We start from the raw sequence: 18,729 nt of genomic DNA, 5'->3' as shown, positions 1-18,729 counted from the left end.
GAATATCTCTGTTTCTACCTCAGTAAATTAAAAATCACTCCATATCTTCCAATTCCCTGCCCTTGGTTTCCCGAACCATAAAGAGAACAAAGAAAAATGATACAGCCGCAAAAAAGGCATACATGGAATAAGTAATCCCCAGTCCGACCCAGGTTACAAGTGACGGAAAGGATGCGGAAACCATAAAATTAGCCACCCACTGCGCCCCGGCACCAAGCGCAAGGGCGGAGGCACGGATACGGTTATTGAACATCTCACCGAGCAGCACCCAGACCACAGGCCCCCATGAAAATCCAAAGCAGAAAACATAAAGGTTGGCGGAATAAAGAGCTATTGTGGCAGAGGATCCTTGCAAAGCAGGATGTCCGGATGCATCAAGGGGAGCATTACCGAACAAATATGCCAAAACACCAAGAGTAACCAGCATTCCGGCCGAACCTGCCAAGAGCAACGGTTTCCGGCCCACCCGGTCAATAAGCACAATGGCAACCAGCGTGGTCAAGATATTTACTACCCCGGTGATGACGGTAATCCACAGGGAATTTTCTTCTGAAAACCCCACACTGCGCCAGAGCATGGAACCGTAATAAAAAATGACGTTGATACCCACGAACTGCTGCAGAACGGAAAGTCCCAATCCGATCCAGACTACTGGATGAAGCCCGCCTTCACATCTCAGAACTGCAAACGAGGGAGTACATTCAATTTTAAGACTGCCCTTGATTTCTTCAATTTTTTCGAGAGTCTTTTCGCCAAGGACTTTTACAAGAATACCCTCAGCCTCCTTCACTCTTCTGGATGCAATGAGGTAGCGAGGTGATTCCGGGATCATAAAAGCTGCGAATCCGTACAGAAGAGCCGGCGGGACCTCAGCCCAGAACATCCAGCGCCAGGTTTCAAAGCCGAGCCAGAGTACATTATCCGCCGATCCTCCGGCTATCCCCACCAGCATATAGTTACTGAGCATAGCAACGAAAATACCGACCACAATAGCTAGCTGCTGCAATGAACCGAAACTTCCGCGCAGGTTGGCCGGGGAAATTTCCGCTATGTAGGCCGGAGTAATGGCACTGGCAAGACCAATCCCCACCCCACCGAGAAAACGCCAGAAAATAAAATCCCAGACAGTGACTGGAAGCCCCGAACCAACTCCACTGATGGTAAATAGAAATGCCGAAAGCAGCATAGGCTTGATGCGTCCGTAACGGTCCGAAACCGATCCCGAAAGTAAGGCCCCGATTGCAGAGCCTATCAGCGCGAGAGAAACGGACATACCCACCAGCACCGGGCCGACCTTGAAATAATCACCCAGCGCAACCACCGCACCGTTGATAACCGCAGTATCAAAGCCGAAAAGAAAGCCGCCAAGTGCTGCGGCAGCAGAAATAAGAAGGACAAAAAGAACCGATGCGGATTGTTTGGGATCATGGACCGAATTTACAGACATACTCACCTTCTTAAAGTTGGGTAATTATAGCTGAGAAACAGTAACAAATAATACAAGCCGTTACCATACTCTCCGTAGCAATGTCACCACAACTTCAAAACAACCGGAGTAAAAACAAAAAAGGGAGATACCGACCAAAGTCAGTATCTCCCATTCTTTCATAAAATAAACGCGTAGCGTATCTTTATTTATTAGCCCTTCTGGCAATCTCTTTAGCAGGAAGAATTCCGGTAGCGGCAGCGGAAACAATGTTTCCAGCCACACCCGGACCGTCACCGGCTACGAAGAGACCCTCCAGAGCAGTTTCAAGCTGATCGCTGGTTTCCACCTGAGTGGAGAAGAACTTGATTTCCGGTGCGTAAAGCAGAGTTTCCTCGTTGGCAACACCGGGCACAACATCGTTGAGCTTCTCGAGACCTTCGATGAGGTTACGCACAATACGCTCAGGCAGAGCCATGGCGATATCACCGCAGGTAACATTCTTCATGGTCGGCTCGACAAAGCTGTTGCGTACCCGGTTCCATGTGGAACGACGACCGCGCTTGAGGTCACCGAAACGCTGAAGGATGGGTTTGCCGCCTCCGATGATGGTGGCGAGCTTGCCGATTGATTCACCATAAGCCTGGTTATCGGTAACGGGCTCTTCAAGCACAACCTTGGACAGGAAGGCGAAGTTGGTGTTCTCGGACTTTTTGTCCATGTAGGCATGCCCGTTTACGCAGACAAAATCCTGATAGTTTTCAAGGGCAACAAATCCGCCCTGGTTGGTACAGAAAGTACGGACCTGATCATCGTAGGTGTTGGTGCGGATAAAGAAAGTAGGGTCGTAGATCACGGAACAGAGATCACGCATGATATCGCCATGTACTTCCACACGCACACCGACCTCGATACCGCGCTGGGTGATGGCGAGATCATGTTTCTTGGCGACACTGCCCATCCATTCGGACCCTACACGGCCCGGAGCAAGAATAACGTTCTTGGCTCTGTATTCGCCTTTCTTGGTCACAACACCTGCAAGTTCTCCGTTTTCAATGAGAATGTCTTCAACATGCTCACCGGTACGGAAAGTCACACCCTTGCTCATACAGTAGTCAGCCATTCCGGCAATGTGTCCGGGCAGGTTGTCACTGCCAAGGTGCTTCTGTTTGATCAGCAGGAGATCGATACCATGCTTGAGAGCGTCTTTGCGAATATTCTTGGCTTCATCCATGTTGGTGGGGTAAACCTGACCGTCCATGTTGAAGCGGTTGAAAATTTCTTCGGTTTCATCAATGAGGGTTTTCGCCGCGGAAACCGACATAAACTGGGTAAGGTCGGTCTTGCCAAGCTTGTGAATATAGTTGAGCTTGCCGTCGGAAAAAAGGCCAGCCCCACCCACACCGGAAAGGATGTTGCAGGGTTTGCATTTAATGCATTCCTGATCCCCGGTTATGGGACAATGTCGTTTAAGGGAAGCCTTCCCCTTTTCGATGACCAGAACATCAAGGTCGGTATTCTCGCCAAGGTAATAAGCTGCGAAAAGTCCTGCAGGACCACCGCCGACAATAATTACATCAAACTCTTTCTTCCCGTTATCTTTCGGGCTCATAATATTCTCCAGTATTGGTCTTTTTCGCCTGCTTTGCGCAACCCGCGCAGGCATGCCAATATACGCTTTTATCCATAGAATTTCAAAATAGCAACCTTTAATTATTTTTTTTCAAATTCAATAAAAAACATATTTAATCAAACACTTACAGCACACAAATCAAATAATCGGTTTCAGTTAAAGCGATCCCTCTTGACCCAGAGCAATTACTTTTCTACATGGGTTAGTAAACCAAAAGGAAATTTCATGAGACTGACAACTAGAAGCAGATACGGAACCCGAATGATACTGGACATCGCCACGCACTGCACTGCAGGCCCGGTCCGTATTAGTGACATTGCCAGCCGTCAGGGACTTTCAACAAAATACCTTGAAAAGCTGATCCGCGAATTAAAAAAGGCCGGATTTATTGCCAGCAAGCGCGGGCCCGGCGGTGGACATACATTGGCAATGGCCCCGGAAGATATTACTGTCGGTGCAGTAGTTAGAAGCCTTGAAGGGGATGCCGGGCTTGTTGAATGTCTGGACAATGATGATCTCTGCAAACGCATTGACAACTGTCCTACCCGCGAGGTCTGGATCAAAGCGAGTAAGGCCATGTATGCAGCCTTGGATGAAATATCCATTGCCGACCTGCTTAAAGAAGGTTCTTTCTGCATTAAGACCAACCCGTTCTAGAAACTACTAACTTTAATTTTCCACCCCTGACCCGTCTCCTTCGGTTCAGGGGTATTTTTTTGATAAAAACCTTTCTTTGCATATAGTTGATGAATTTTCCTTGCAGATACGCAAAAAAATATTCTACATTCGAACACATGATTTACAAACTAACCACACTCATTGTCATCATCAGTGTTGCTGCCCTTTTTACCGCTGCCCATTTCTCTTCGCCCCCGGACAATCTGGGAATCAACGGCGGCAAACTTACCCCATGTCCGAGCAGCCCCAACTGCGTTTCCACACAGGAAACAGGCAAAGGACATTCTGCCCAAGCATTCAAAGCCAGCGGCAGCAATGAACAAGTAATGAAAAAATTAAGGTCTTGTATCAAGAAGATGGGCGGCAAAATAACTTCCCGCAGCGGACCATATCTGCATGCTGAGTTCAGGAGCAGATGGTTCCGTTTTGTGGACGACCTTGAATGCATCTACGATGAAGCGGAAGGAAAAATTGATGTCCGCTCCGCAGCACGACTCGGCTATTCCGATTTCGGAGTGAACAAAAAAAGGGTTGATGAATTGCGCAGACTTTTTGAAGAAGAATAAAATTCTGACCTTAGCCACATCCTATAGAGAAGCAGAATACCATTTCAGAACAACTATCAGTTTTAAATATTCGACGAACTCTCCTGCCTGAGCTTAATGGTTGTCTCTAAATCATTATCAGGAGGAGAAACAAATGACTTTTAGCAAGAAAATGATGTTAATGCTCGGATTGGCAGCCCTGCTTCTTTGCGTTGCAGGAAATGCTTTCGCCATGAAGGACAGCTACAATTACATGAGCCCTGCTGCCCTGCAGAATGCAGTCGACACTAAGGCTGATGTTGCCATTGTGGATATTCAGGTGACTGACGAATTTAAATCCCACCACATCAAAGGCGCAATCGAAACCGGCGCTTACCCGGTTAAAACCGTAGCCGACACAGAAAAACTCAATGCTGCCCTGAACGGCCTCAAGAGCTCAACAAAACCCGTAGTTGTCATCTGCCCGCGCGGAAAAGGCGGAGCTGAAAGAACAGTCGACTATCTCGCCAAACAGGGCATAGCTCCCTACCGCTTGTTCATCCTCACCAACGGTCAGGACGGCTGGCCTTATGCTGTTGAATCCAATTAAGAACAGCTCGACATAACAATAAAAAAAACTCCCGCCGGAAAATCCGGCGGGAGTTTTTTTATTCCAAAGTGTCGCCGCAATCGCTCTATCCTTTCGGTAAGCAACTGCGGCTGTCTGCGGAGATCAGGTGAGGAATAATCCCCTCTGCCTCCTCAATATAATAGTAAGCACTTATTCAGGTTTGGCAATACTTGCAAAGGCACAATGATTGTGAATTGACTCAAAGCTTTCCACATCTACTTGATACCAATGAATTTTAGGATGTTTTTCCAGCCCCATAGCGGCATTGCGAACCACATCTTCAACGAAGGTTGGATTTGAAAAACTTTTTTCAGTTACGTGTTTTTCGTCCTCACGCTTAAGCAACGAGAACACTTCACACGACCCGGAAGCTTCTGCAATCTCCACCAGATCCTCAATCCAGACAAAACCCTTGGATTTTGTCCTGATGTGGACCACTGCCCTCTGGCTGTGAGCTCCTTCATCGCTGATGGCCTTGGAACAGGGACAGACAGTCATAACCGGAACTTTCACCCCGAGGGTGAATTCCAGATTATCACCGACCATTTCCCCTTCAACTGTGCATTCATAACTCATGATTCCCTTACGACCGCTGACCGGGGATTTTTTTTGCAGGCAGTAGGGAAAACTGAGTTCTGCATGAGCACGTTCAGCTTCAAGGCGGCGCAGGATATCACTGAGCAGATTGTAAAAGCTATGATAGTCCAACTCTTCGGACCAATCTTCGAGCGCTTCTACAAAACGGCTCATGTGGGTGCCCTTGAAATGCGCGGGCAGATCAACGGATAAAGCAACTTTAGCCATGGTGCTCTGGCTTCCGGATTCACGGTCACGCACCACAAGGGGGAGAGTCAAATCCCGCACACCGACCCTGTCGATGGACATAGCCACTTTCGCGGGACTGTTCTGTACATCTTCCATTTTAAACGAGTTCCTCACCGGTAGTGGTCAGGCCGAGCTTTCCGTGCTTTACGCCTTTGGTAGAAATAAGACGGTGAGCCAGTTCCTTGATCTGCTTGCCGTCTCCTTTGAGAACCATGACTTCAAGGCAGTTGTCGTGGTCAAGGTGCACATGCAGGGTGGACATGATCAGGTCATGACTGTCATGCTGCAGTTCGGTGAGCCGCTGGGAAAGACCGCTCTGGTGGTGATCGTAAACGAGAGAAAGGGTTCCGGCCATTTGACCTTCAGCCTCATCCCATTCCTTTTCCACAAGCATGTTGCGGATCAGGTCACGAATAGCCTCGGAACGGGTCTGATAACTTTTCTCGTCACAAAGCTTATCAAATTTCTCAAGAAGATCGGAATCAAGGGAAACCCCGAAACGTATAGTTTTACCCATTTCAAACCTCCGTAAAAATCATATGGATTTGCCGGGAACAACTTCCCGGATATTAACTGTCATTTCAGTATTACAACAGGCCGCCTTTTCAGTCAGGGGCAAAGCTGTTTTCCAACCTAAGGATTCAAGTTTTTCCCAGACCGGAACAGAAACATCGCGCCTTGGCTCGGCCATCCAGATGGTTCCGCCCGGTTTGAGCACCCGCCGGAACAACTTTTCCAACGGATCAAAAAATCTTTTTTCGTAGAGGATATCCCCGCCCCAGATAAAATCAAATGACTTCTCGGCAAGAGCAGGTTCCCGCCAGTCCATCTGCAGCCAGAGCGGCTGGGAGGTGTTATTGCAGACAGCGTTATCTTTTGCAAAATAGAGTGGTGGCAATTCATAATCAAAAGCCACAACATCAGCTCCAAGTGACTGCCCGATAACGGCTGTCAGCCCCAGTCCGCAACCGAGATCGAGGCACTTGCGTCCTTTGATCAAATTCGCATTGCGATAAAGCCATTCACCAAGTAAAACACTGGCCGGCCAAAGTTCCGCCCAGTAGGGAAGCCGTTCGTCATCACCGAATTCGTCTTCACCTATTTCATCCCAGAGGGTTTCAAGATCAGCTGTGCGCTCAATCTTCCAGACCCTTCCGGCGGTCTTCACTTCTATCAAGTCCCGTTCACCGGAAACATAATCTTTCAATGCAAAGCACTCCTGTTTGTTCTTCTGCGTATGCTTTTTTTCGCCAAAACACAACCTTGCGTAACACGCACTCATACCCTGCAAAATCATTAAATCATTCATTTTTAAGTTATGGATAATTTTACAGAATATTTTTCTGCAAATTAGCCTTGCAGAAGCCTTTTATTTCTTAAGCAGGAATGCTATCAGGAGCGAGTTATCCATAAAGACACGGTCTAACAACAAAACAACTCAGTCTATCCATAAAAAGGAGGCCCCATGATTCCGCAGGAACTTCTTTACGCCAAATCTCACGAATGGCTCAAGGTTGATGGTGAAAACGGTGTTATCGGTATCACCCATTTTGCTCAGGAACAGCTCGGCGACCTTACTTTCGTCGAACTCCCGCAGGAAGGCGACACTTTCGCTGCAGGCGACGAATTCGGTTCCATCGAATCCGTTAAAGCAGCCAGCGAAATCTACGCTCCGGTTGATTGTGAAGTAGTTGCAGTTAACGAAGCGCTGGAAGACGCACCCGAAAAAGTCAACGAAGCCCCTTACGGTGACGGCTGGCTCATCAAAGTAAAAATCACCGGTCCTACTGATGCTCTTCTTGATGCCGCAGCTTATGAAAAGGTAACTGAAGAAGAAGCTCACTAATCAGGAGCCGTTCTTTATTTAATAGTACACAAAATTCCCCGCCGACCGCTTAAGTCAGCGGGGATTTATTTTTATACCGGAGGACATAATGCCTTACGTACCCCATTCCCCGGAAGAAGTCCGGGAAATGCTTGATGTTATCGGCGTGAACTCCGTGGAAGACCTCTTTGCCGAAATTCCGGCCGAACTGCGCCCCAAAAGCTTTAACCTGCCCAAAGGTAAAAGCGAAATGGCGGTTCTGCAGCAGCTGGAAAAAATGGCCGCAAAGAACACCACGGACCTGACCAGCTTCCTCGGAGCAGGTTTCTACGACCATTTCATTCCCACAGCGGTTGATGCCCTTTCCTCCCGCAGTGAATTCTATACCGCCTACACTCCTTACCAACCCGAATCTTCCCAGGGAACCCTGCAGGCGATCTTCGAATACCAGACCGCCATGGCCAGACTTCTGGACATGGATTACGCCAACGCCTCTGTATACGACGGCGGCTCAGCGCTCTACGAAGCCTGCCTCATGGCTGTACGCAAGACCAGACGCAGGAAAATTATCGTAAGTGAAGCACTGAACCCGATCTACCGGGTTATGCTCGACTCTTACACCACCAACCTGAACATTGAACTTGTCACCGTGCCCCACAACCATGGCCGCACCAACGTCAAGTCCATCACCGCAGCAGTAGATAAAGACACCGCAGCGGTAATCGTGCAGAACCCCAACTTTTTCGGTTCAGTAAACGATTTCACTGAAATGTTTGCAGCAGTGCACGAACACAAGGCATTGGCAATCATGTCCACCTACCCGGTCATGCAGTCCGTGCTGAAGACTCCCGGACAGATGGGTGCTGACATTGCAGTTGCAGACGGACAGTCCATCGGTCAGCCCCTTTCCTTCGGCGGACCCTACCTCGGTATCATGACCTGCTCCAAAGAACTGGTCCGCCAGATGCCCGGACGTATTGCAGGCCGCACCGAAGACGAAGACGGCAAGACCGGTTACGTTCTGACCATTCAGGCCCGTGAGCAGCACATCCGCCGCCAGAAAGCGACTTCCAACATCTGCTCCAACCAGGCCCTCTGCGCCCTGCGCACCCTGATCCACCTCTGCCTGCTGGGAGAGGAAGGTCTGCGCCGCACAGCTGTCCTTTCAGTTGAACGCGCCCACTACGCCGCGGAACGCCTCACCGCCATTGACGGTGTTGAAATGTTTACTAAGGGTCCCTTCGGCAACGAGTTCGCAGTAACTCTTCCGGTTAACGCTTTCGAAGTCATCGACAAGCTCACCGAACGCGGCATCATCCCCGGTTTCCCTGTGGGACGTTACTACGAAGGACTGGAAAACGTACTGCTGGTGGCCTGCACAGAAAAGACCACTGAAGAACAGATCGGCATCTTTGCTGAAATTCTGCGGGGGACAATCTAATGAAGACAGTATTTGAAAAATCCGTTCCCGGCCGCGAAGGCTGCTGGCCTGAAGAACCCAAGTCCAAAATTGAGGATTTCATTCCCGCAGACCTCCTTCGTAAGGAAGCAGGAATGCCTTCCCTGTCTGAACTGGATGTGGTTCGCCACTTCACCCAGCTTTCCCAGAAAAACTTCGGTGTAGATTCCAACTTTTATCCCCTTGGTTCCTGCACCATGAAATACAACCCCAAGTTCACCGAACAGGTGGCAGCAATGCCCGGATTCGCCAAGCTGCATCCGGTCATTCCCCAGCTCAAGGGAGCAGGCCACCATTGTCAGGGCGCACTTGAGGTTATCCACGAAACCGAATCCCTGCTTTGCGAACTGACCGGTATGGCTGCATTCACCATGCACCCCATGGCCGGAGCTCACGGCGAGCTGACCGGGGTTATGCTCATGGCCGCTTACCACCGCGACAAGGGCAACAAGAAGACCAAGATAGTCTGCCCTGACTCCGCGCACGGCACCAACCCTGCATCCGCCGCAGTAGCCGGATACGATGTTGTTGCAGTTGAATCCAAGGACGGCATCATCACCCCTGAAGCGCTTGCCGAAGTTCTTGATGATGAAGTTGCAGGCGTAATGATGACCTGCCCCAACACTCTCGGTCTTTTCGAAACCCATCTGCCCGAACTGGTCAAGATGATCCACGAGAAAGACGCCCTGCTTTACTATGACGGCGCAAACATGAACGCCATCATGGGCAAGCTGCGTGTCGGCGATGCCGGATTCGATATCGTGCACCTCAACCTGCACAAGACACTCGCCACCCCGCACGGCGGCGGCGGTCCCGGTTCCGGTCCTGTAGGCGTAAGTGAAAGAGTTAAGCCCTTCCTGCCCATTTCCCGTGTGGAAAAACTGGAAGACGGCCAGTACTACCTTTCCTACGACGAACCCAAGTCCATCGGTTATGTTGCTCCCTTCTACGGCAACTTCGGCGTTTACCTGAAGGCATACGCATACATGCTCCGCCTCGGCGGTGAAGGTCTGACCCGCGCCACCGAAGGTGCAGTCCTCAGCGCGAACTACATGCGCAAACGTCTCGAAAACCATTACGAGATTCCCTACAACCGCATCTGCATGCACGAATTCGTTGCATCCGCAGTTGAGCAGGCCAAGAACGGCGTACGCGCTCTCGACGTAGCCAAAGCTCTGCTGGATAAGGGACACCATGCTCCGACCATTTACTTCCCGCTCATCGTGAAGGAATGCCTGATGATCGAGCCCACCGAAACTGAAAATAAAGAAACCATCGACCGTTTCATCGACGATCTCATTGAGATCGCGGAAATGGCGGAAAAGAACCCCGAAGCGCTGCAGGCTGCACCGGTTACCATGTCCGTAAAACGACTGGACGAAACCAAGGCTGCACGTTCCATGGTGATTACCGATGACGTTAAATAGTCTCCCGACAGAAACACGCTCCTACGACCTTGTGGTCGTAGGAGCCGGTCCGGGCGGTTTTGACGCGGCTCTCGAAGCTGCGGAAGAAGGCATAAAGGTCGCGCTGGTCGAAAAAGACCTGCTCGGCGGAACCTGCCTTAATGTGGGCTGTATTCCCACCAAGATGTACCTCGGCGCAACTTCCCCGGTGGAGGAGCTTGCCGCCCAATCCAAGGCGCGCGTTGCCAAGGGAGAAATCGAGATTGATTTCAAAGCCCTGTGCACCAAGAAAGATCGTTTTATTGCTGCGACCCGCAAGGCCATGGCCCAGAGAGCCAAAACTCTGGGTATCGACATTTACCCCGCAGTTGCCAAGGTAATTGAGCCGGGCAAAGTTGAAGTTTCCCACCCCGAAGAACAGTCTGTACTCGAGTATAAAAACCTGATCCTCGCTACGGGTTCCCACCCGACCGTTTTCCCCGGACTGGAGCCGGACAACGAAACCATTCTCGATAACACCGGATTCCTCGCTCTGGAAGAAATGCCCACCTCACTGCTGGTCATCGGAGCAGGATTCATCGGCCTCGAAATGGCGCAAATTGCCCACCGCACAGGATGTAAAATCACTGTTGTGGACGCCCTTGACCGCATTGCAGTTTACGAGGACCCGGAAGTTTCCAAAGCTTTGCAGGGTGTATTTAAACGTCATAAGTGGCAATTCAATCTCGGTGTAAAGGTTAAATCCGTTACCGCTGAGAACGGACAGGCTGTGCTGCGCACCGAAGACGGACAAGAGTTCACCGCCGAGAAAGCTCTCATTGCTATCGGGCGCCGTCCCAATTCTGCTGACCTCGGTCTGGAAGCACTGGGTGTGGAAATCGCAGGTCCCGGCTTCGTGAAGATTAATGAAAATCTTGAAGCCGCAGATAATGTTTACGCCATCGGCGACCTGAACGGCAAAATCCTGCTCGCCCACGCCGCCAGCCATCAGGCTGGATATGTGGTCCGCCGCATTGCTGGAAAAACAGACGGTCCATACGAACACGGACCTATCCCGTCCATTCTTTACGGTTCCCCGGAAACCATGCGTGTGGGACTTATGCCCGCCGACCTTGAAGATCAGGGTGATGTTAAAGTCTCCTCCTTCCAGTTGGTGGCCAATCCCATTGCTCAGGCCTATGCTGCTACACAGGGCTTTGTAAAAGTTGTCTGGCTTGACGGCAAAGTTGCCGGAATCACCGCTGTGGGACACCATGTCTCCGGTTTTACCACCGCTGCTGCCATGATAGTACAGGAATCGTGGACAAAGGATGACATCCACAAAGTGGTATTTCCCCATCCATCTCTGGATGAGGCTCTGCTCGGGGCTCTCAAAGCAGATCAAATTGATCCCTAGTAAGAAAAATATTAATAAAGTTAAGAAAGCCCCCCTGTTTATCCAAACAGGGGGGCTTTCTTATGCTCCATTTGCTACGTCTTCCTGCACATGCTAGTATACTCATAAATTCTCCTTTTTCCTGAAACACGGAGGGACAATGTCCAAATTGGCATCCATTTTAATCTTGCTGATTATTGCTATGTTTCCAAGCGATTCGGCAGCACGCATGGAAATTACTTTTGCCACTCAAGACTTCTTCCCCTTTTCATATCTGGAAGGCAAAACAGTTGCTGGCCCGGGAGCAGATATTATCCGGGAGGTATGCGAAGAGATTGAGGTAGAATATAATATCAAACTTTTTCCGTGGCGCAGATCACTGGCGATGTGCGACAAAGGGCAGGTTCAAGCTCTTTTTATGGTAGGAAAAAACAAAGATCGTGAACAGGAATTCCACTTCAGTCCACCTTTAATTGCAACCGAATACGGTTTCTTCGAATGTACGGAAAAACCGATAAATTATAATGGAGTCGAAAGCCTTCGCAACATGACAATCGGGACTTACGGCCCATCAAACACATCGTATAACCTTGAGAAATTTACCATCGATTTCAAAAGCAATATAAATATCGACATAACCCCTGATGACCTTACACAATTCAAAAAATTGTCTCGATGCAGGGTTGATGCGGTTTATTCGAACAGGGATGTCGGTCTAGCTGCAATTAAAAGATTAAAGCTAAACAACATATCCTACGCAGGGACAGAAAAAAACCTGAATTATTACATAGCATTTTCCAAAAAATACACACCATCCGTGCTTGTGAGAAAATTCAATCTTAGCCTGTCTCTGATGAAAGAATCAGGGCGCTTACAACAAATTCTGCTAAAGTATAACCTTAAAGCAGCCTATTAACCGCCGAGTACAAAGCGCTCGATCTCATCAATACGCTTTAAATAATCTTTTGTATAAAGCGGGCCATTGGCTGTAAATAAAACAGCTGCATTACGATGAACCTGACACCAGTGAGCTAAAACAGGATTAGGCCAGATACGGGAATATGTTTTGATCATATGCAATGTATTATGACAGACCGGGGTAAATTCTGCAGTACGTGCCAGCAGCTCAGTGTAATCCTTGCCCAAATCGAGGAAAAACGAGCCGACTGCCCGTGCGCACTGATAATTTGCTCCGGAGGACAGCATCTCGATAAGTTTGTCCTCGGGAAATTTTTCCGGCTGCCATGGACGCATCCATTCATCAGGAACAACCTCTTCATCCGAATATTCTATGCGCCCTTCTTTCAGAAACTGCTCTATTTTACCAGCCAGCACAGGCCACATGGAACCGATATGCTCCACATCACGGCTGGCATGCAGCCCGGTAATGGTATTATTCTCTTCGGTGAGCTTGAATTTGAGAAACGGGCAGTGTGCTTCGATCTTCTTCTCTGACCCTGACCATATCCCGGCAAAAATGCGATCCAACTCAACTACATTCAGATTATCAATTTCACTTTCCCAGCTATTAAGAACAGGTTTTGCCGTACGCCAAATATCCGACCAGCCATCAAGATAGGAGTAAGGATCGGGACCAAAAGCCGGATAATGAGAAAGCCGGGAAACAACAATGATAGGCACACTCGAAAAACGTTCACGAAGATTGCCGAGCATTTCCCGGTAACGCTTCAGGTAACTGCCAGGCCTTGCCTGCACCATACCGCAATTACCTTTCATCCATGATTCGAATTCCGGGTGCTCATTCCACGCCTCTGGGTTAACGAAAAAAATGTATTTGGATTCACCATGCACAAAGAGCGGACTGTTTTCATGAAACAGGTTCATCACTATAAGTTGCGGCTGAGGATCATCAGGAGCAATCATCTGGAACTGGTGAACCAGCTTCCGGTCATGGTAATATTTTTCCAGCCCGAATTTAGCATCCATGGCTGCCAGTTCCTCTGGGATAATTCCCGGCGAACTGTTATATGTAAATGGGGAAGCCAGAACCCGGTAGATACAGGGGTAACCATATTTTTCTACTGCCCTGCCGAGGAAATCCATTTGACAGTTCCCCAAAAAGTAAAGCATTCTGACTCCTTGATTATTATTGTTAACCATTGGATTTCACTCTATTGCAGACTTACAGTCAAGCCCCGGAAGAATGAAAGAAATACAGGTTGAAACATTTGTGCTCGGTCCCCTTGAGACCAATTCCTATCTGCTTACCGCCGGTTCTGAGGCAGTGGTTATTGACTGTGGAATGGAGCCGGCCCCCATGCTGCAGGCCATTCGAGAGCGGCAACAGAATGTTCACTCCATTTACCTGACCCATATGCATCTTGATCATGTCGGTGGTGTCGGAGCGCTGCAAAAACAGACCGGAGCCACGGTCTACGGCAACCACAAGGATCTGTACCTGAACGATATTCCAATTAAAAACGGCGGTTCCCTTGAGTTTAAGAAACTGCTCGGTTTTGAAATCACAGACTTGAAGCAGGGTCGCAAAACCATTCTCGATAATCCGGTAATGATCATCGAAACCCCGGGACACACTCCCGGAAGTCTGTCCTACTTCTTTCCTGCTATGGGCTGCATCTTTGTTGGCGACCTGCTGTTCATGATTTCAGTCGGACGCACCGACCTACCCGGAGGCAACAGCGACGAACTGCTAAGCTCCATCAGCAACAGAATTTTCATCCTGCCCGGTGAAACCAAAATATTTTCCGGACACGGTCCAATGACTACCGTCAAACACGAATTGCGAAACAACCCTTTATTTGTTTAGAGAAGCCTCCAGCGGCCCTCCGGGAGCCGGAGTAACTTTTTGAAAAAATTTCTCTAGAATCTTCAAAAACTTTTAATAAGCTTCGCTAAAAAAAGAGAAACAACCTTCAGGTCGTTTCTCTTTTTCATTCTAATTAATTCCTAGAGAAGAATCTAATATTTCAAACCAAGCTGCTTTTTCAGGTAAGTGAAGTCGATGTGTTTTTCCACCAACTCAACACCGTGTTTAATTTTGGCTGACTCACGCAGCTTATGACGGGAAAGAATATCTTCCATTTTCTTGGCAACGGTAAAAGTGTCGTCACGAACCACGATAATGGGTGTTTCCAGCACTTCTGAACGAGTCAGGATGATGTCATTCGGATAAAGGTTACCGGTCAGCACCAGACAGGGACATTCCCCTTCAAGGGCTACAAGCTGAACATCTGAACGGTCACCACCGACGATAACTGCAGAGTTACGGTGCCTGCGGAAGTGAGTCATGAAGTTTTCCACCTGCATGGTACCGATGAGAAAACTTTCCACGGGCTGATCTGTGCGGTTGTGGGCAGTGATAATCTTCCCGCCGAGACGGTCGGCAAGATCGCCTACTTTGATTGTTCCCATGAGCGGGTCCTTAGGAATTACGCCGAGAACTTTAACGCCCTTGCGCTCAAGAAACGGTTTGATCAGGGTAGTAATCTCGTCCATGAAGGTCGGTGGGATATCGTTAAGCACAACTCCCGCAAGATTATCGCCCAGAGCTTCCTTGAGCACGACCAGATAGTCGTAATTGAGTTCCTTCTGGAAACGGTCAATGACCACGCATTTGATGCCCAGCTTCTTAACCAGATGGATTCCGTCAACCCCGCAATATTTGCCGGAGTACATGGAACCGGACCCTGCAACCAGAGTCAGGTCTTTGCCTGCACTGATCTTGTCATAACTGTCGATAATGGGCTGAACATGGTCCTCAACCTTGCCGTTGAATGCCTGAACCTTGAAATCGTGGGTCACCACCACCGGGGTAACAACATTCGGGGGATTGGAAACGCCGAGAACATCCTGAATAAAGAAGGCATCTTCATCACCGAGTCTGCCATCAACCTCAGCAGGAATCGCTCCCACAGGCTTCATGTATCCAAGGCTGACGCCCTGTTTCTGAAAATGCAGCCCCAACCCCATGACAATCATGTTCTTACCGGAATACCCGCTAGTAGAACCAATATATAAACCGGACATAATGTCCTCCTTGTAACTAACTTACTGTCATCCTCATGTTGGCAACAACAGCACCATCCGGGCCGGCGATAACCGGATCAAACTCAGCTTCCTGAATCTCCGGAAGATCGGAGGCCATCTGGGAAACCATGAGCAGCACATCTTCCAACGCGCCGAGATTTACCGCCGTGCCGGAACGAACTCCCCGTAAAATAGGATAGGCCTTGATCTCGCGGATCATTTCCTGAGCATCATTAAGTGCCAGAGGAGCCAACCGTGATGATACATCACCAAGCAGGTCCACGTGAAGCCCCGCAAGGGAGAAATTTATAAGCGGACCGAACTGTGGGTCTCGCTTGAAAGTGACCACGATTTCATGGGCATCCTTCGGCCCCATAGCCTGAACCAGACACCCGGTAATGTAGGCATCTTTGCACCTTCTGGTCGCCCGGGTGGTGATCTCCAGAAAAGCTTTACGCAGATCCTGCGGAGTCTGGATATCAGTGATAACCAAGCCAAGTTCCTGCTTGCGGGAAATCTGGGGCGAAGCAACCTTAAGCGCCACAGGATACCCGATCCTCTTAGCGGCCTTGGCAGCCTGGTTTGAAGTGCGGGCCAAAACAGTTTCAGGAACCGGAAGCTCATAGGCGGAAGCCAATTGCTGAGCGTCCAATTCAACGAGTTCGGTCAACCCGGTCTTACGGCAGTTCTCTACAATGGACTTGGCCTTGGAATAATCACGCCTGAAACAGACATCAATGGGCCAATCTTTTTTCTGCCAACGGTAACAACGGGTCATGGCATCGAGAGACCGAACCGCTGTTTCGGGAAATTCATAACACGGAATTCCGGCTGCCCGAAGCATCCTGCGAGCTTTTCTGGTCGAATGATCACCCATAAAACAGGTAATGATCGGCTTATCACATGTTTTTTCCAGCTCAATAATATCTGCGGCAGCTTTTTCCACATCCTTAAGGATATTCGCCGCCGGAGTCAGAATTACCAGAATGGAATGGAAAACATCATCCTCGGCAACGGCTCTCAGTACTTTGTGATACGTATCAGCATTTGCATCCCCAAGCATATCAATAGGGTTGTACAGAGAAGCATAACGAGGAAGAATTTCCTTCATCTTCTCAAGAGTCGCCGTAGAAGGACGGGAAATATTCAAAGTGCCCTTCTCTGCCATATCGGTGGCGAGAATTCCGGGCCCGCCGGAATTGGTAACAATTGCTACATTGGAGCCGCTGGGCAGAGGCTGGCAGGAAAATGCATGGGCAAGGTTGAACATATCTTCAATGTCCACAGCCTGCATTACACCGGTCTGATTGAATGCTGCATTATATGCGGTGGTAGCCCCGGTCAAATGTCCGGCATGCGCTGAGGCGGCTCTTGCACCGGAAGGGGTTTCCCCTGCCCGCAGCAAAATGAGAGGCTTTTTGAAAGTGGTATCGTATGCCGTGCGGAGGAAATCCTGTCCGTCCTTGAGTGTTTCGCAATAGCCGACAATAACTTTGGTATCTTCATCGTTAGCAAGATAATTAAGCATGGTGGCTTCGCCAAGCACAGCCTTATTGCCGAGACTGATAAATTTCGAAAACCCAACCCCTTCGCTGTTGGCCCAGTCTAAGGCAGTGCTACACATGGCACCGGACTGGGAAAGAAAAGCTATATTGCCCTTAAGGGTAAAATCCGGATCAAGACTGGCGTTCATCCCCAGGGCAGTATTCATTAGGCCCATACAATTGGGACCGAGAATAATCATATCGTGATTTTTAGCTGTCCTTGCCAATTCCCTCTCCAGACGATAACCTTCCCGTCCGGTCTCGCCAAAACCGCCACTGGTGACTACGGCAGCCCGGACAAGAATTTCTGAAAGATCGTCGACAGCCTGGATAGATTCAGCTGGCGGCAGGCATATCAATGCCAAATCGATCCCACGGGGTAATTGGGAAACCGAAGAGAACGCGCCAAGTCCGTGAACTTCGGCTCCTTCCCCATTGACGGGGAATATTTTTCCCTTATATCCAGAGGCAAGGAGGTTGGCAGTAATTCTGCTGGCCTTATCCTGAGGATCGGCAGAAATTCCGATTACGGCAATCGCTTTGGGCTCAAACAAGGCCTTTAAACATGAATATGAGTACATTCGTTAATATAAATTCAAGCAGGTTTGTATGGTAGAAGATTTTTCTCGCCTCCAGCAAGGTATCCACTATCGATTTTCTCAAGTCAAGCATTTAGCCACAGCACTTACTCACAGTTCATGGGCAAATGAACAGCCTGAGCCTGTTGAAGACAACGAAAGACTGGAATTTCTGGGTGACGCAGTGTTGGAACTCTGCGTTACAGAAGAGCTGTATAAAAGGTTTAAGGGAGCCCATGAAGGGCAGCTGACCAAGATCAGGTCAAAACTGGTCAAAGAAAAAAGCCTTGCCACAATTGCCCGTGAACTGGATATCAACGATTTTTTAAAACTCGGACGCGGAGAGGAAGCACAAGGCGGCCGCAACCGTTCCTCCCTGCTGGCAGATGCCATGGAAGCAGTTATCGGGGCCGTATTTCTTGACGGTGGCTATGCCGAAGCCCAGAAATTCATAATGCGGATATTTGAAGACAAATGGCCTGAAACTTTCAAGATAGAAAGTTCCAAGGACTTCAAAAGCAAATTGCAGGAAGTGACACAGGCCAGATTCAAAGAACGCCCGACCTACGTGCTGACCGGAACCAAAGGCCCGGAACATGAAAAAATATTTATGGTAAACCTGAATCTCCCGGACGGGAAATCATTTGATTCGGAAGGATCAAGCCTGAAAAAAGCCGAACAAACCGCTGCGGCCAAGGCTCTTGATTATCTCACTGAAAACGATAGCCCATCTTAAATAATCCATTCTATTCAGGGTGGCGAGAAAGTGCCAGATGCGAGGCGCAAAAAAAAGGCTGGAACGATGCGTATACAAACA

18 protein-coding genes are annotated in these 18,729 nt (G+C 49.2%); 10 read left to right on the top strand and 8 right to left on the bottom strand.

What is annotated here, in order from left to right:
- Positions 1-34: 34 nt before the first annotated feature.
- Together ACKU40_RS00465 and ACKU40_RS00460 are read right to left on the bottom strand one after the other, a co-directional pair.
- Positions 35-1,447 (bottom strand): sugar porter family MFS transporter, encoded by a 1,413-nt coding sequence (locus tag ACKU40_RS00465; protein WP_320174580.1) that lies wholly within the window; start codon positions 1,445-1,447, stop codon positions 35-37.
- A 184-nt stretch (positions 1,448-1,631) separates the two neighbouring features.
- Positions 1,632-3,038: an FAD-dependent protein gene (locus ACKU40_RS00460; RefSeq protein ID WP_320174579.1), complete on the bottom strand. Its 1,407-nt coding sequence runs from the start codon at positions 3,036-3,038 to the stop codon at positions 1,632-1,634.
- Positions 3,039-3,284: 246 nt separating this feature from the next.
- On the opposite strand from ACKU40_RS00460, the gene ACKU40_RS00455 reads away from it, so the two are divergent.
- From ACKU40_RS00455 to ACKU40_RS00445, 3 genes are all read left to right on the top strand, one after another.
- Positions 3,285-3,716: an Rrf2 family transcriptional regulator gene (locus ACKU40_RS00455; protein WP_320174578.1), complete on the top strand. Its 432-nt coding sequence runs from the start codon at positions 3,285-3,287 to the stop codon at positions 3,714-3,716.
- 137 nt (positions 3,717-3,853) lie between these two features.
- Complete coding sequence (locus ACKU40_RS00450) at positions 3,854-4,303, top strand: DUF1499 domain-containing protein (protein ID WP_320174577.1); 450 nt, start codon at positions 3,854-3,856, stop codon at positions 4,301-4,303.
- Positions 4,304-4,436: 133 nt separating this feature from the next.
- Positions 4,437-4,871 (top strand): rhodanese-like domain-containing protein, encoded by a 435-nt coding sequence (locus ACKU40_RS00445; protein ID WP_320174576.1) that lies wholly within the window; start codon positions 4,437-4,439, stop codon positions 4,869-4,871.
- A 171-nt stretch (positions 4,872-5,042) separates the two neighbouring features.
- Here the strand turns inward: ACKU40_RS00445 and folE2 are convergent, their stop codons facing one another.
- Genes folE2 through ACKU40_RS00430 form a run of 3 tightly spaced genes read right to left on the bottom strand, consistent with a single transcriptional unit; the run spans position 5,043 to position 6,924 of the window.
- Positions 5,043-5,813: a GTP cyclohydrolase FolE2 gene (gene folE2 / locus ACKU40_RS00440; RefSeq protein WP_320174575.1), complete on the bottom strand. Its 771-nt coding sequence runs from the start codon at positions 5,811-5,813 to the stop codon at positions 5,043-5,045.
- A 1-nt stretch (position 5,814) separates the two neighbouring features.
- The gene (gene nikR / locus ACKU40_RS00435) at positions 5,815-6,234 is read right to left on the bottom strand and encodes a nickel-responsive transcriptional regulator NikR (protein WP_319778624.1); all 420 of its coding nucleotides are present in this window, start codon (positions 6,232-6,234) and stop codon (positions 5,815-5,817) included.
- An 18-nt stretch (positions 6,235-6,252) separates the two neighbouring features.
- Positions 6,253-6,924, bottom strand: coding sequence for a class I SAM-dependent methyltransferase (locus tag ACKU40_RS00430; RefSeq protein ID WP_320174574.1), 672 nt, complete (start codon positions 6,922-6,924; stop codon positions 6,253-6,255).
- A 258-nt stretch (positions 6,925-7,182) separates the two neighbouring features.
- Here ACKU40_RS00430 and gcvH point away from each other — a divergent pair, with 258 nt between their 5' ends.
- The 5 genes from gcvH to ACKU40_RS00405 all read left to right on the top strand — a co-directional run bounded on the left by gcvH (position 7,183) and on the right by ACKU40_RS00405 (position 12,698).
- On the top strand, positions 7,183-7,563 hold the full coding sequence (gcvH, locus tag ACKU40_RS00425) for a glycine cleavage system protein GcvH (protein ID WP_320174573.1): 381 nt from the start codon (positions 7,183-7,185) through the stop codon (positions 7,561-7,563).
- A gap of 88 nt (positions 7,564-7,651) precedes the next feature.
- On the top strand, positions 7,652-8,983 hold the full coding sequence (gene gcvPA / locus ACKU40_RS00420; RefSeq protein ID WP_320174572.1) for an aminomethyl-transferring glycine dehydrogenase subunit GcvPA: 1,332 nt from the start codon (positions 7,652-7,654) through the stop codon (positions 8,981-8,983).
- Complete coding sequence (gene gcvPB / locus ACKU40_RS00415; RefSeq protein WP_320174571.1) at positions 8,983-10,428, top strand: aminomethyl-transferring glycine dehydrogenase subunit GcvPB; 1,446 nt, start codon at positions 8,983-8,985, stop codon at positions 10,426-10,428. The genes gcvPA and gcvPB overlap by 1 nt, the downstream gene beginning before the upstream one ends.
- Positions 10,415-11,803, top strand: a complete 1,389-nt coding sequence (locus ACKU40_RS00410; RefSeq protein WP_320174570.1) for an FAD-dependent oxidoreductase — start codon at positions 10,415-10,417, stop codon at positions 11,801-11,803. Before gcvPB ends, ACKU40_RS00410 begins: the two co-directional genes overlap by 14 nt.
- A gap of 139 nt (positions 11,804-11,942) precedes the next feature.
- Positions 11,943-12,698 carry a transporter substrate-binding domain-containing protein gene (locus tag ACKU40_RS00405; protein WP_320174569.1) on the top strand — a complete coding sequence of 252 codons (756 nt, stop codon included), beginning with the start codon at positions 11,943-11,945 and terminating at the stop codon, positions 12,696-12,698.
- Here the strand turns inward: ACKU40_RS00405 and ACKU40_RS00400 are convergent.
- A complete protein-coding gene (locus ACKU40_RS00400; RefSeq protein ID WP_320174568.1) occupies positions 12,695-13,873 on the bottom strand; it encodes an SGNH/GDSL hydrolase family protein in 1,179 nt (392 codons plus the stop codon). The two genes, ACKU40_RS00405 and ACKU40_RS00400, sit on opposite strands and share 4 nt — an antisense overlap.
- A 73-nt stretch (positions 13,874-13,946) precedes the next feature.
- Here ACKU40_RS00400 and ACKU40_RS00395 point away from each other — a divergent pair, with 73 nt between their 5' ends.
- Positions 13,947-14,570 carry an MBL fold metallo-hydrolase gene (locus ACKU40_RS00395; protein WP_320174567.1) on the top strand — a complete coding sequence of 208 codons (624 nt, stop codon included), beginning with the start codon at positions 13,947-13,949 and terminating at the stop codon, positions 14,568-14,570.
- Between the two features lie 152 nt (positions 14,571-14,722).
- On the opposite strand, the gene ACKU40_RS00390 is transcribed toward ACKU40_RS00395, so the two are convergent.
- Together ACKU40_RS00390 and ACKU40_RS00385 are read right to left on the bottom strand one after the other, a co-directional pair.
- Positions 14,723-15,790, bottom strand: a complete 1,068-nt coding sequence (locus tag ACKU40_RS00390; protein ID WP_320174566.1) for a phosphotransacetylase family protein — start codon at positions 15,788-15,790, stop codon at positions 14,723-14,725.
- 16 nt (positions 15,791-15,806) lie between these two features.
- Positions 15,807-17,888: an acetate--CoA ligase family protein gene (locus tag ACKU40_RS00385; protein ID WP_320174565.1), complete on the bottom strand. Its 2,082-nt coding sequence runs from the start codon at positions 17,886-17,888 to the stop codon at positions 15,807-15,809.
- Between the two features lie 55 nt (positions 17,889-17,943).
- Between ACKU40_RS00385 and rnc the strand changes: the two genes are divergently transcribed.
- On the top strand, positions 17,944-18,648 hold the full coding sequence (gene rnc, locus ACKU40_RS00380) for a ribonuclease III (RefSeq protein ID WP_320174564.1): 705 nt from the start codon (positions 17,944-17,946) through the stop codon (positions 18,646-18,648).
- The last annotated feature ends 81 nt before the right edge of the window (positions 18,649-18,729 follow it).

The organism is Maridesulfovibrio sp., from assembly GCF_963666665.1.
Taxonomy (GTDB): domain Bacteria; phylum Desulfobacterota; class Desulfovibrionia; order Desulfovibrionales; family Desulfovibrionaceae; genus Maridesulfovibrio.
The sequence above is the reverse complement of the archived record's forward strand: the minus strand, read 5'-3'. Positions and strand labels throughout refer to the sequence as shown.

Bases quoted from the DNA above. Each gene is read 5' to 3' on its own strand.
- ACKU40_RS00455 (WP_320174578.1), top strand. From the start codon at position 3,285: ATGAGACTGACAACTAGAAGCAGATACGGAACCCGAATGATACTGGAC.
- folE2 (WP_320174575.1), bottom strand. From the start codon at position 5,813: ATGGAAGATGTACAGAACAGTCCCGCGAAAGTGGCTATGTCCATCGAC.
- ACKU40_RS00390 (WP_320174566.1), bottom strand. From the start codon at position 15,790: ATGTCCGGTTTATATATTGGTTCTACTAGCGGGTATTCCGGTAAGAAC.
- rnc (WP_320174564.1), top strand. From the start codon at position 17,944: ATGGTAGAAGATTTTTCTCGCCTCCAGCAAGGTATCCACTATCGATTT.
- gcvPA (WP_320174572.1), top strand. From the start codon at position 7,652: ATGCCTTACGTACCCCATTCCCCGGAAGAAGTCCGGGAAATGCTTGAT.
- ACKU40_RS00465 (WP_320174580.1), bottom strand. From the start codon at position 1,447: ATGTCTGTAAATTCGGTCCATGATCCCAAACAATCCGCATCGGTTCTT.
- ACKU40_RS00405 (WP_320174569.1), top strand. From the start codon at position 11,943: ATGTCCAAATTGGCATCCATTTTAATCTTGCTGATTATTGCTATGTTT.
- ACKU40_RS00410 (WP_320174570.1), top strand. From the start codon at position 10,415: ATGACGTTAAATAGTCTCCCGACAGAAACACGCTCCTACGACCTTGTG.
- ACKU40_RS00400 (WP_320174568.1), bottom strand. From the start codon at position 13,873: ATGCTTTACTTTTTGGGGAACTGTCAAATGGATTTCCTCGGCAGGGCA.
- ACKU40_RS00460 (WP_320174579.1), bottom strand. From the start codon at position 3,038: ATGAGCCCGAAAGATAACGGGAAGAAAGAGTTTGATGTAATTATTGTC.
- ACKU40_RS00395 (WP_320174567.1), top strand. From the start codon at position 13,947: ATGAAAGAAATACAGGTTGAAACATTTGTGCTCGGTCCCCTTGAGACC.
- ACKU40_RS00450 (WP_320174577.1), top strand. From the start codon at position 3,854: ATGATTTACAAACTAACCACACTCATTGTCATCATCAGTGTTGCTGCC.
- gcvH (WP_320174573.1), top strand. From the start codon at position 7,183: ATGATTCCGCAGGAACTTCTTTACGCCAAATCTCACGAATGGCTCAAG.
- nikR (WP_319778624.1), bottom strand. From the start codon at position 6,234: ATGGGTAAAACTATACGTTTCGGGGTTTCCCTTGATTCCGATCTTCTT.
- gcvPB (WP_320174571.1), top strand. From the start codon at position 8,983: ATGAAGACAGTATTTGAAAAATCCGTTCCCGGCCGCGAAGGCTGCTGG.
- ACKU40_RS00445 (WP_320174576.1), top strand. From the start codon at position 4,437: ATGACTTTTAGCAAGAAAATGATGTTAATGCTCGGATTGGCAGCCCTG.